Origin of the sequence: Flavobacterium sp. (assembly GCF_049590715.1) — a bacterium.
Lineage (GTDB): Bacteria > Bacteroidota > Bacteroidia > Flavobacteriales > Flavobacteriaceae > Flavobacterium.
In genome coordinates this window covers 1-13,490 of record NZ_JBAWDL010000052.1, presented here as the reverse complement: position 1 = coordinate 13,490, position 13,490 = coordinate 1, and the positions used below count along the sequence as shown (strand labels likewise).

8 protein-coding genes are annotated in these 13,490 nt (G+C 33.7%); 1 reads left to right on the top strand and 7 read right to left on the bottom strand.

Annotated elements, in window-relative coordinates:
• Nucleotides 1-381 precede the first annotated feature (381 nt).
• The 7 genes from WBQ70_RS02600 to WBQ70_RS02570 form a co-directional block, all read right to left on the bottom strand.
• Nucleotides 382-2,655, bottom strand: a complete 2,274-nt coding sequence (locus tag WBQ70_RS02600; RefSeq protein WP_423910152.1) for a helix-turn-helix domain-containing protein — start codon at nt 2,653-2,655, stop codon at nt 382-384.
• Nucleotides 2,656-2,795: 140 nt separating this feature from the next.
• Nucleotides 2,796-3,716: a family 16 glycosylhydrolase gene (locus WBQ70_RS02595; RefSeq protein WP_423910149.1), complete on the bottom strand. Its 921-nt coding sequence runs from the start codon at nt 3,714-3,716 to the stop codon at nt 2,796-2,798.
• A gap of 155 nt (nt 3,717-3,871) precedes the next feature.
• Nucleotides 3,872-4,492 (bottom strand): OmpH family outer membrane protein, encoded by a 621-nt coding sequence (locus tag WBQ70_RS02590; protein ID WP_423910146.1) that lies wholly within the window; start codon nt 4,490-4,492, stop codon nt 3,872-3,874.
• Nucleotides 4,493-4,735: 243 nt separating this feature from the next.
• Nucleotides 4,736-5,584: a class I SAM-dependent methyltransferase gene (locus tag WBQ70_RS02585; protein WP_423910144.1), complete on the bottom strand. Its 849-nt coding sequence runs from the start codon at nt 5,582-5,584 to the stop codon at nt 4,736-4,738.
• Between the two features lie 181 nt (nt 5,585-5,765).
• The gene (gene mnmG, locus WBQ70_RS02580; RefSeq protein ID WP_423910141.1) at nt 5,766-7,637 is read right to left on the bottom strand and encodes a tRNA uridine-5-carboxymethylaminomethyl(34) synthesis enzyme MnmG; all 1,872 of its coding nucleotides are present in this window, start codon (nt 7,635-7,637) and stop codon (nt 5,766-5,768) included.
• Nucleotides 7,638-7,828: 191 nt separating this feature from the next.
• On the bottom strand, nt 7,829-8,248 hold the full coding sequence (ybeY, locus tag WBQ70_RS02575) for an rRNA maturation RNase YbeY (RefSeq protein ID WP_423910138.1): 420 nt from the start codon (nt 8,246-8,248) through the stop codon (nt 7,829-7,831).
• Complete coding sequence (locus WBQ70_RS02570; protein ID WP_423910135.1) at nt 8,245-11,580, bottom strand: hypothetical protein; 3,336 nt, start codon at nt 11,578-11,580, stop codon at nt 8,245-8,247. The genes ybeY and WBQ70_RS02570 overlap by 4 nt, the downstream gene beginning before the upstream one ends.
• A 331-nt stretch (nt 11,581-11,911) precedes the next feature.
• On the opposite strand from WBQ70_RS02570, the gene gltX reads away from it, so the two are divergent.
• Nucleotides 11,912-13,417, top strand: a complete 1,506-nt coding sequence (gltX, locus tag WBQ70_RS02565) for a glutamate--tRNA ligase (protein ID WP_423910132.1) — start codon at nt 11,912-11,914, stop codon at nt 13,415-13,417.
• Nucleotides 13,418-13,490 lie beyond the last annotated feature (73 nt).

The following is a 13,490-nucleotide window of genomic DNA, read 5'->3' as shown; positions in this document are numbered from 1 at the left end:
TAACCTAACTGTGCTGTGTTCTATATGGTTTGGCTTATCTAAGAAAACTGTTAAATGATACTGTTCAATCTGATACTTTAACAAGACTATTGCGCATTAAAGACTATCATAATTATTTAACTTATCTATTTTTATTTATACACTCATAACTGGTTGCCAAAATCTGACAACCATCACAACTTATTTTCCTCAAATATATAAAAAATAAATAATATAAAAGCAGAATTTTCTCACTAGCCCTGATTGAGATGGAATCCTCGTAGTGAAACGGAGAGATACAGCCGAAAGCAGGAACAATCATTCCTTAAAACACCCAATCGTTCTGCTCCTAAAAAAACTTAGTATCTCAGAACCTTAGCCACTCAGCCCCTCCAAAAAATCCTAATTCAAACTCGCCTTGAACATTCTCAGTTCTTCCCAGCTGAATTTGTCGCCGTATTTTTCTTTGAGTGGCGACACGGATTCTTCTTTGTAGCCATGGAAAACTTCGGTTAATTCTTGAATTTTATCTCCAGACAAAACATCATTGATGGTAATGGTTTTAGCATGGATTAGTTTAGTCAAATGACTTAAAATGGTTTCCTGTGTCAGTTTCCTAATGGCTGAAATTTCCTTAATCGTATTTTTTTGTAACCACAGGTCATAGGTTTCTTGAACGGTGGATTTTTTAGGTTCTTTTTTGTCGCCTTTTTTCTTAGAAGTATAACGATTGGCATCGGCTTCATCTTCAATCAAAGTCACATGAGTTTCTTTGAATTGCGATTGGATAGCATTTGTTTTTCGGGACAGGTAATTCTTGATGTCGGGTGAGGTCAATTTTTCTTTGCTAATGGTTTCGCCAGCTACAACGGTCTCAATAAGCAACTTGGCTTTCATAAGTTGCAATACGGCTTTTGACTGTAATTCTTCGAGAATTTTTAGTTCCTCGTACAACGTTTTGGCTTTTTGGGTGCGTTTGACTTCTTCAATTTTCCATAGAATTTCAAAAACAAGTTCGTCCAAAGGGGCTAAAAAATAGTTGAAAGCCGCCTCGATGCGCTGGCTCACATGAATTAAATCAACCGTTTCAGTATTGAAAATTTTATGGAGCTGGTTGATGAATTTTTGCGAAGGCAACAGCAAGGCGTCCATCGATTGAAATTGTTTGTCGGCCCAAAGAGAGTGCTTGGATTTCAATGGCGAATCGGTATCACCGTTGTAACTGTATTTGTGGTTGCGCCATTCTTGTGCCAGTACGTGCCATTCGAAACTGTTTATCAAATAGTTATGAATGAAATTTTTAGTTTCAAAATGGAGCGAATTTTTCAAAAGTTCGTCGGTAGCTTTGTTTTGAGCGTATTCCATCACTTCTTCATCGTTCGAAATCCCATTCATACGCAAAGGAGAAAGCAAAATAAGCCCATTTAACGAACGTAAACGCGATAAAGCAACATACGCTTGTCCAGGCATAAAAACTTGCGAAACATCAATTGCTGCTTTGTCAAAGGTTAATCCTTGGCTTTTATGTACGGTAATCGCCCAAGCGAGTTTGATGGGGTAATGAACAAAAGTACCCAATACCTCCTCCTCTATTTCCTTGGTCAGTTCATCTACTTTGTAGCGGATGTTTTGCCATTCGTATTTTTCCACCTCAATGGTTTTGTTTTCTTCGGGAAAAAGCACACGGATTTCATTAGACGAAAGGGACTGAACAATTCCCATTTTTCCGTTGAAATAATTTTTTTCGAAAGACAAATCGTTTTTGACAAACATCACCTGTGCTCCTACTTTGAGTTGCAGGTTTTCTTCTAGCGGATACATTTTGTCTGGAAAATCACCCGTGATTTCAGGTTTGAATTTATATAATTTGCCTTCCAAATCTTCGAGTGCCTGAGCATTCATAGTATCTGCTTTGGCATTGTGTGTTGTAAGAGTGATATAGCCTTTGTTAGCTTTGAGATCAAAATTAGGTTTAACAAATTGATTGAGTACTTTCATATCCTCAGCCGTAATAGTATTGTTACGAAGATTGTTCAAAACTGAAATAAAGGTCTCGTCATTTTGTCGGAAAATCTTAGACAATTCAATGTACAAAGGCGGATTTTGCTGGACAGCATGAGAGTGAAAAAAGAATTTCCCTTTATAATACTGACGTAACGTACTCCACTCCTCATCACGGATGACGGGTGGCAACTGTAGCAAATCTCCAATATACAATACTTGAACACCTCCAAAAGGTTGTGATTTCTTGCGCACCGTTTGCATCATGAAATCGATAGCGTCCAATAAATCGGCACGTAGCATACTGACTTCATCAATAACAAGCAGTTCCATGTTGCGGATTACGGCTTTCTTGACTCCGTTCATCCTGAAATGGCGGCGCAACGTGTCTTTGGATTCGAATTTTACTCGATCTGTAAATTGAGAATCCACATTAAAAGCGGGAATAAACCCTCCAAACGGCAGTTGAAACATCGAGTGTATTGTTACGCCGCCTGCATTTAGCGCGGCAATTCCTGTAGGAGCCACGACCACTGTATTTTTGTGAGTGGTTTCAATAATTTGGCGTAATAAAGTTGTTTTTCCTGTTCCCGCTTTTCCTGTCAGGAATACGGAACGCTGGGTTTGGTTGATGAATTGCAAAGTGTATTCTGCGGCTTCGGTTAGGGTTTGCATGGCGTATAAAATTAGAAAGGTAAAAATACAATAAATAAGAAATAAAAAAGCTGCCCGAAAATTTCTTTTCAAACAGCTTTATTAAAGTAGAAACAAATCGTAATCATGGTTGCATGATAAGCGATTGTATTCTCAGTTATTTATTTCCAAACTCTAACATAATCTACAGACATAGAAGTTGGCATACCAGCAAGTTGTAATTTGGCGCGCTCATCAAGTGTAGGGTCTACGGCTTCAAATCTATTGTTCATGAATTTAACAAAAGGAACACGAAGTCCTAACGACATAGTTACATTCATTGGTCGGTTCCAATGTTCATTAGGTTTACTCGCTACTTTTACTCCGTCAATGTACCAAGTAATTTCCTTTTTAGTTACTTCACAACCGTAAATATGAAACTCTAATCTAGGGTCAAATGAGGCTGTGTAATGATTTTTTTGGGTATCAACTTTTTGTTTTGGACGATACCAAACATCTTTTCCATTTTCTTTAATCACCATATGTAAATTAAGATCCATATCAAAAATATCATCTTGCTCTCCTTTAAAAAAATCAAATTGTTGTAATTCTACGACATCAATTTCAGAATAAACGGTTTCACCTTCTTCGACATTTCTATCAAAATCGCTGTACAACCAAAAAGAAGGGCATACTCCTCTACCATTATCCATTCCAGGAACGTTAATTGTAGCTCCTTTCATTCTAACCTCTACAAAACCAGTCGTAAAAGTTTCTTTTGATTTTAAAATTCCCGAATTGAAATACGTCCCATTAACAGGAATGTTGTCAGCGTTGTGACACATTTTTATTTCTGCAGTATTATTGACAATGACAACATTATCTTCGTTATTCCATTTCCATGCATTAACATTAGGAAGATTACTATTAAAAAGCCATTTTTTATTCCAATCAATAGTGGAAGAGTCAAACTCATCTGATAGTTCCGCTTGAACTTTCCATTTTTTGTTAGTATCTGGAGAAATTAAGTACGGCTGATTTTGACCAATACTTGAAAAGGAAACTGTAATAAACAGTAGTAAAGCTATTTTAGCTGAATTCATAATCTTATAGTTTAATAGTAATAACAAATAACTGTTTCAAAAAGTTAACAAATAGAGTGTATTTTATCTATTAATCAACTAAAATTAACCTATTTATTTAAACAAAAAAGCAGTTTGAAAAATTCCAAACCGCTTTTATCTTATTATAAAGAATACTATTTTTTAGTTTCTTCTTTTTCTGCTTTCTCTTCTTTTTTATCAGTTGCTTTGTATTTGTCATTCAATGCTTTAATAATATCTTTGGTGATATCTAATTTATCTTCAGCATATAAAATAGAAGCCACATCACCAGTACCGTATATATAAGTGTAACCGTTCTTTTTACCATAGGCTTTTATGAATTTTTTAACTCCAGTAACAAGAGTATCCATTTCTGCACCACTTTCTTGTTGAAGTTGTTGTGCCAAAGCTTGTTGTGCGTACCCTAATTGTTGCTCTCTCTTTTGAAGTTCAGCACCTCTTTTTTGAGCCCATTCTTGACCGTTAGCTTGTGCTTGCGATTGAAAATTAGCAGCATCTTGCTTAAAACGATTAATTTCAGCTTCTAGCTGTCTTCCTTTTTCTTCTGATTGTGCTTTGTACTTGGCCTCAAGATCTTTTGCCTCTGTGTATTCTTTCATTAATTCAGAAGTATCAACATACGCTGTTTTTACTTCTTTTACTTCAACCGCTTTTTGACAAGAAAAAAGGGATACTGCCATCGCGATAATAAATAGTCCTTTTTTACTCATGCTATTTTTAATTGTTTTTTGGTATTTGTGAATCTCTGATTTCATTTTGGTGTATTTGTGATTAAATGTGATGGGAACAAAAATATAAAAAAAATAGTAGCATCCTAAAATTCTTTGAATTTTGGCTTTCTTTACACTATTGATTTTATCTATAATAAAAAAATAATATATAATATATAGCTATAAAAACAGGCTTTATTAAGTTTAATTTAAGCGATTTTTATAAAAACAGATACATTATCTATGTTTTGAACAAAAAACATCGCTTAAATACACTTAAAATCGTTTTTAGCTGTTTTTAAGAATATAAATATGGGAGGAATACTCTAAATTGCGTTTTGCTTTGAAATTTGATTGTAATCCTATAAAAAAAGCTTTTACAAAATTCATTTTACCCGTTTTATATTTTTCCGAAAGCAAACTCACATAAAACGAGTCAAATTTCATTGGAAGAATTTTTTCTAATTTCATTCCTTCTTTATAAAAAAGACTTTGAATCGCTTTTTTACTGAAATGCCAAAAATGAATGGGTACATCATAAGCCGCCCAAAAGTTTCCATAATGTTGTGCATCAAAAGATTTATAATTTGGAACCGCAACGATTAAAGTCCCGTTCGGTTTTAAAAGCCGTTTTAATTCTTTAATTTGAAAATCCAAATCAGGTACATGTTCTAAAACATGCCACATTGTAATTACATCGAAAGAATGATTTTCTAAATCAGTTGTGGCATTTACAAAATCTATTCCTTTTTTAATCGCAATTTCTTTTGCCCTATCGCTAGGTTCAATTCCAATTGTTATCCAACCATTGTCTTTGGCTGCATTTAAAAAATCACCTGTTCCAGCTCCAATGTCTAAAATACAACCTTGAGACTTTTGTATGGAATTAATTAAAACTAATTTGTTTTTGATTGCAATTCCTTTTACAAAATGATAGGCTTTTTCAAATAGTGAACGTTTGTTATCTGTATGCGAAATATAATCTTCACTTTCGTAATATTTACCTAAAACATCCAAACTTGGTTGTGGATATGTAATCAACATATCCAGTGCTTCATCATAATACAATTCGAAAATTTCTTTTGAAACGGAATGGTCTTTTACAGTAAGAAAATGTTTTTTGTTTAAAATATCCATATTAATAGTATTCAGTGATCAAGCTTTTAGTGATCCGTTATTGGGTATTACCTAGGGGTTTTTTATATAAATTTTAAAATAGTTTCACGTGGAACAATTTGATTTAAGATTAGTGATAAACGATTTATGATTGCTGATTTAAAATCAAAAATCGTTAATCATCATTCTATAATCATAAATTTTATCTTCCCATATAAACCAACAATACCGAAATATCACTTGGCGATACCCCACTTATACGTGAAGCTTGAGAAATAGTAACTGGACGAATTCTTCCTAATTTTTGCTTAGCTTCAATTGACATTGACTTGATTTTATTATAATCAAAATCCTCAGGAATTTTCACGTCTTCTAACCTTGTTAATTTATCAGCGTTGTTTCTTTCTTTTTCGATATAGCCTGAATACTTTACTTGAATTTCGGCTTGTTCTAAAATCTCTTGATCTACATCATTTGATGCTATATATTCTTTCACTTTATCAAAACGCATCATATCATTCAAATCAATCTGCGGACGAGAAAATATTTTAAACATTTTATCCCCTTGCGAAATTGCAGCAGTACCTTTGGATTCTAAAATCGGATTCGTTTCTGCAATGGAAACACTCGTTTCCTTGAAAAAACTAACCATTTTATCTGATTGATTAAATTTATGTTCCATTCGACGTAAACGCTTCTCGGAAGCTAAACCAATTGCATTTGACATTGGAGTCAAACGAGAATCGGCATTATCTTGTCGTAATAAAGTTCTATACTCCGCGCGAGACGTAAACATACGATACGGCTCCTCCGTTCCTTTGGTAATTAAATCATCAATCAAAACACCAATGTACGCTTCGTCACGTTTTAAAATAAACGGATCTTTATCATGTACTTTTAGATGTGCATTGATACCCGCCATCAATCCTTGAGAAGCGGCTTCTTCATAACCTGTAGTGCCATTAATCTGTCCAGCAAAAAACAAACCTTCCACTAATTTGGTTTCCAAAGTGTGCTTCAATTGCGTTGGCGGAAAATAGTCATATTCAATTGCATATCCAGGACGGAAGAATTTCACCTTCTCAAAACCAGCTACAGAACGCAAAGCTTTGAATTGAATATCCTCAGGCAACGAAGTTGAAAAACCATTTACATAAACCTCACAAGTATTCCAACCTTCTGGTTCAACAAATAATTGGTGACGTTCTTTATCAGCAAATCGATTAATTTTATCTTCGATAGATGGACAATATCTAGGACCGATACTTTTGATTCTACCATTAAACATTGGTGAACGATCAAAACCTTCTCTTAAAATATCATGAACATCCAACGAAGTGTATGTCATATGACACGAACGTTGATGAATCAACGGACTCGTTTCATCTGAATACGAAAATTTATCTGGACGTTCATCTCCTTTTTCTTCGTTCATTTTGGAATAATCCAAAGAACGACCATCTACTCTAGGAGGTGTTCCTGTTTTCATTCTGCCCGCTTCAAAACCTGCATTAACCAAATCTTCGGTAATTCCGTAAGCAGCACTTTCCCCTGCTCTACCTCCGCCAAATTGTTTGTCTCCAATATGGATCAATCCATTTAAGAAAGTACCATTCGTCAATACAACCGATTTAGAACGAATCTCTACTCCCAACGAAGTTTTAATTCCTTTAATTTTTCCGTTTTCGATTATCAACCCTTTTACCATTTCTTGATAGAAATCAAGATTAGCCGTTCCTTCCAACATCATTCTCCATTCTTCAGCGAAACGCATACGGTCTGACTGAACCCTTGGTGACCACATTGCAGGCCCTTTGGACTTATTCAACATCTTAAACTGGATCGCAGTTTTATCAGAAACAATTCCAGAGTATCCTCCAAGCGCATCAATCTCACGAACAATTTGCCCTTTGGCAATTCCACCCATAGCAGGATTGCAAGACATCTGAGCAATATTTTGCAAACTCATTGTAACCAATAAAGTTTTCGAACCCAAGTTGGCCGCTGCTGCTGCTGCTTCTGAACCTGCGTGCCCAGCACCTACTACAATAACATCGTATTCTTCTAAAAACATCTTTTTATTTTGGATTTGAGATTTAGGATTTAGGATTTAGAATCACTCCCTCACTTAAATCTATTCATATTGTTCCACGTGAAACAATATCTATTTAGGATTTAAAAATTAGAATCTAGGATTCTTAAAAAATAAATTAAATGTTCCACGTGAAACATTTAAAATATAACTGCAAATCCTAAATCATTAAACTAAAGTTCCACGTGGAACATCTTCATTTTTTCCTCTTCTTTTGAACGCATTAATGCTTCGTCAGTTTCTGATTTGTCTTTATATCCACAATAATGCAAAACACCGTGTACCATTACCCGTTTTAATTCTTCTTCAAAACTTACTTTGAAGTCAGTAGCATTGTCTTGAACACGTTCCACAGAAATGTAAATATCTCCGTGCAATTCGTTACCCATAGAATAATCAAAACTTATAATATCTGTAAGTGTGTCATGATTTAGATACTCTAAATTAATCTTGTGAAGATAGTTGTCGTCACAAAAGATATAATTAATCTCGCCTTCTTTCTTTTTTTCGGATTCAATAACCGAAGACAACCAAGTAGCAAATACTTCTTCGTTCTCTAAATTAAAATCATTCTCGTAATTAAAACTGATCATTTTTTATTAAAATATTCTTGAACTTTTTGTTCAAAATTAGAGCGCAAAGGTAATGATTGTCTGTTTAAAATCTCAATGCTATTCAAATAATCTAACAAAGGCTTAGGTAAGGCGTTAGAACGGTTTTGAAAATCATTTTTATTCGATTCTGATTCACGTTTATCATCTTGATTTTGCTGTTGTATGGCAGTTTCTAACTTTAGTAAATCTTGTTTCACATTCAACATGCGATGCAAAACTTCGTTATTAAAGCCTTTATTTAATAATTGTTTTTCAATTTGCTTCATTTGCTCAATAGCATTTTGACCATTACCTCCTAAGCCTTTTTTGCTTAATTCATTTTCAAGAGATTCTCTAAGTTGCATTTGTTCTTTATAGATTTCCATTATAGCCCCTGCATTGTTTTCACCATCTTCCCCTTTGTCTCCGTTCTGTGAACCTCCTTTTTTTAACTGAGGATCAGATCCAGAATTACCGTTTTTTGCTTTACCATCTTTCCCTTTACCATCCTTTTCTCCAGCATTTATTCCATCACTCATTTTATCACCTAGACCTTGTTGCTTTTTTATAATATCAGGCAATTGCATTCCGTCACCTTCTCCTTGTCCAGGTTTTGGCTTTCCACCAGAAGAACCTGGTGAGCTAGCTAAAGACATCTGCATATTAGAAAGAATTTCACTTAAAAAATCCCCTAGAACATTAGTTGAAGCAATCGCATATTGTTGATGAGAAAGACCCTTTCCAATTTTGGAATCAGTAAAACTTTCTAAAGAATTATCAATATTATATTGAATGTTTCCGATTTCTTTAGTTACGTTATCAGCAATTTTAGGATTACGTAATGACATAGCGAACAAACTATCATCAACATGTTTGAATTGTAATTTTAGATTTTGTTGCTGTTTCAAGTTTTTATTAAAAGAAGGAGAGCCTGACTTTTGATTTCTAAACTGAATCATCAAATCTTCTTGGGAATTAGAAAAAGCTAAAAGATTATCTAATATTTGACGTAACATTTTTACATCTTCTTGCAGTTGTTCTTGTTCTCCCTCGGCTAAACTTTGCCCCATATTTTTAGATATAGATTTCATCTTTTGAGCAGCTGATTTTTGTTTAGTTTTTGCTTTAGATGTATTGTCTTTTTTTAATTCATCTGTAGCTTTTTGCAAATCATCATCAATACTTTTTTCTGTAGCTTCGTCTTTAGCTAAATCTAAAGGCTTTTTTAATTCCTTATTATCTTTATCCAATTTTTCTAAATCCTCCTGAATTTTATCAAAAGAATCATTGATGTCTTTTTGTTTATCCGAAGTGTTTTCTTTTTCTTTATCTGATAATTTATTTTGTTTATCTGCAAGTTTGTCTAATTTATCAGATAATTGTTCTGCCTTTTTTTCTACATAATATTTCTTAGTGAGCTCAACTAGTTGTTCTAAATTCTTGTTTTGACTTTTACTGTTTTGTTTGAACTTATCTAATTTATCCAATAAATTATCTTTCTTAATTTTATCATTTAGTTCTTTGAGTTCCTCTAATAGTTTTTGATTTTTAACTAAATCTTTATTAGCATCTTCTAATCTCTTTTTTAATTCTTCTTTAAAATCGTCATTAGGTTTTGATTTAAACGCCTCTAAATTATCTTTCATTTTATCAGTAAATTGTTTCATCATTTCGTCTTGTTTCTTTTGACGATTAATAAAATCAGTTACGTTTTGTTGTTCTTTAAATTCAAAATTAGTTTTTTCTTTTCCTAGTTTTTGTAATTTATCAATATCTGAAAATTGTTTGTTTTGGTCTTTTAATGATTTTTGCAATCCATTAATATTCTCTGATTGTTGTTCTAAAATGGCATCTGTCTTTTCTATTTCGGTTGGAATGTGATTAAAGAAAACCGAAGACTTTGAAGATTTGAATCCATGCAAAACATCATTATCAAAAACCTCAAAATAATAATCATAATTTACACCTTGCTGAACAGGAAGATTTGCTGGGAATGAAAAAACAAATTGGTCAACAATTTTAGCTTTCAAAGGGATTGTTCCACGTTTGGCGTTTTTTGGGTTATTGTGTTCAAAATACACAATTTGAAGTTTATGTAGACCGTTGTCATCCGCAATTTGACCCAACACATAGTTATTTGAAACCTTCAAACTATCTGGAGCAAGTGATGCATTGATAGTTGGAAACTGATCTTTGACAACATTAAGTTGGTATTGTAATTTTTCGAAGTTTTTTATGCTTGAATTTGAAGTAATAATTTGATATTCTGTATCTTGACTAATATTTTTTGACAAACTGAAGCTATTTTGGTAAGCCGTGAATGGAAAACGGGTATTTGCCATTTCAAATTCTACTTTTTGAGTCGCTTGAGTCGAAAGTTTCCAAGTTACTCGAGTTCCCTCAGGAACGATTGCGTTTCCTGTTCCTTGAATGCGTTCCGATTTTTTATTGAGATAAGAAGGAAAGTCCAATTGCATTTCGAAATTAGAAATCGATGGAACCGAAACTACTTTCAATTCATAATCAATAGAACGTAATCCATTAGCCTCCACGTGAAACAATACATCAGAATTGGATTTTGGAATCGTAAATTGAAATTCTCCTAGTTCTTTGTTTTCGAAAAAATAACTTTCATCACCAATATGAATCGTCGCATTCTCAGGAACTATTTTTCCAACGGTTCTCAATTTTAAAATGAAGTCTTGGTTTTCTTGTGTTTTTAAATTCGAATTCAGAATCACAAATTCAAAAGGTGCTGGTGGAACAAAAGCTTGGTTATAATGCACTACCCTATTCAAACTTTGAGACAAGATTTCGTTATTTCCTGACAAATAGAAAAACACAAAAAGCAAAATAGGAATTACTGCCAATGGCAAATATTTTTTATTAGTCGAAAAATTAATCGCATTAGAAAAAGGAATGGGTTGCAAATTATTAGCCTTTTGTTCAATGGAAGCCAATAGCAATTCGGATTTTGAATTGTCATTGGACAATTGCAAAAAATTAGTCAGTTGGTCATTGACTACTGAAAAATGATTTCCAATAATCACCGAAGCTTGTTTGTAATCAATTCCCTTTTGAAGTTTTAACAATTTAGAAATTGGAAAAAGGATAAATCTGAAAAACAAAAATACTTCAACTCCAACGAAAGTCCAAAATAAAATAGTTCTTGACAATGGTTCTAACCAAAGAAAATATTCCACAAAAAGTGTGAGTAATAAATACAATAATCCTAAACCAATGAAGATAACGCTACCTCGAATGAGTTCATTAGTATAGTATTTCTTGATAAAAGCTTCTAACTTTTGATAAATAACATTTGAGTATTCCAAAATTGATTAGTTGAAATGATTATAACCAATAAAAGTACTATTTTATATGGATAACTAACAACTAGTTAACAAATTGATTTTTCAATGTTAATAAAACACCTCAAATTGAAAATTAACCAACGCTCCTACAGCGACGTATTTAGAAAAAAATAATAGTGATGTGCGTATGCGTGAGGGATTGAAGCAAGCTACCGAAGTAGCGCGGAAAGCCCGACAGCAGTAAACAAAGGGGCTTTATACTCGCAATGAAAAATAAGCCCCTTTGTTTACTGGTGGCACGCCCAAATAAAAGAAATTATAAATTGTATCTTTGCACCAAAATTTACAAAAAATGTCAAAGCAAGTTAGAGTGCGTTTTGCACCAAGCCCAACGGGACCCTTACATATTGGCGGTGTGCGTACCGCTTTATTCAATTATTTGTTTGCCAAAAAACATGGTGGAACGTTCTTTTTGAGAATTGAAGACACCGATCAAAACCGATTTGTTCCTGGTGCTGAAAGTTACATCATGGAAGCTCTAGAATGGCTAGGAATTGCTCCGGATGAAACCATTGGAAAAAATGAAAAATTTGGTCCGTACCGTCAAAGCGAACGTAAAGAATTGTATCAGCAATATGCGGATCAATTGATTAATTCAGGTTGGGCATATTATGCATTTGATACGGCTGAAGCTTTGGACGCACATAGAAAAGAGCACGAAGAGCAAGGAAAAACGTTTATATACAATCACCATAACAGAGAAAAACTGGATACTTCGTTAGTAATTTCTGCTGAGGAAACAGCGAAACGTATTGCTGCTGGAGAGGCGTATGTAATCCGTTTTAAAACACCTGTGGATGAAATTTTGCATTTAAAAGATATTATACGTGGTCATGTGAAATTTGACACTAACCTGTTAGATGATAAAGTATTGTTTAAAAGTGACGGGATGCCAACCTATCATTTGGCAAACATTGTGGATGATCATTTGATGGAAACGACACATGTGATTCGTGGTGAAGAATGGTTGCCATCGATGCCTTTGCATGTTTTATTATACCATGCCTTTGGTTGGGCGGCACCAGAATTTGCACATTTACCATTGATTTTAAAACCTGTTGGAAACGGAAAGTTATCCAAGCGTGATGGAGATAAATTAGGATTTCCTGTATTTCCACTTGAATGGAAGACTGAAGAAGCAGTTTCATCTGGTTACAGAGAGAAAGGATTTTTCCCTGAAGCAGTGGTGAACTTCTTAGCCTTATTAGGTTGGAATGACGGAACGGACAAAGAATTATTCACTTTGGAAGAATTAGTTGCAGGATTTGATTTAGACAGGGTTCATAAATCAGGTGCTAAATTTGATCCAGAGAAAAACAAATGGTTTAATCACCAATACTTAATCAAAGCTAATGATGCTATTTTAGCTGCGGAATACGCTAAAATTTTGAAAGAAAAGGATATTACGGTATCTGTGGCTGTTTTGACTAAAATCGTTTCTTTAATCAAAGAAAGAGCGCATTTTGTTTCCGAATTTTGGGAAATGAGTGACTTCTTTTTTCAAGCGCCATCAGAGTATGACGCTAAAGCTAGCAAAAACTGGAAAGAAGAAACGCCTGCATTAATGCAAAATTTAATTATTGTTCTTGAAGGTATTGAAAATTTTACATCAATCAACATTGAAACGATTGTTAAAGAATGGTTGACAACTAACGAAATTGGAATGGGGAAAGTAATGCAGCCTTTTAGATTGAGTTTGGTTGGTGCTTTGAAAGGGCCTCACCTATTTGATATTGTGGAAGTGATAGGAAAAGAAGAAACAATTACTAGGATTCAAAAAGCAATTGATAGTTTGTAAAAACTGATATAATTATAAAAAAGGCACCAATTAATTTTTGAATTGGTGCCTTTTACTTTTAATTAAAGAATTG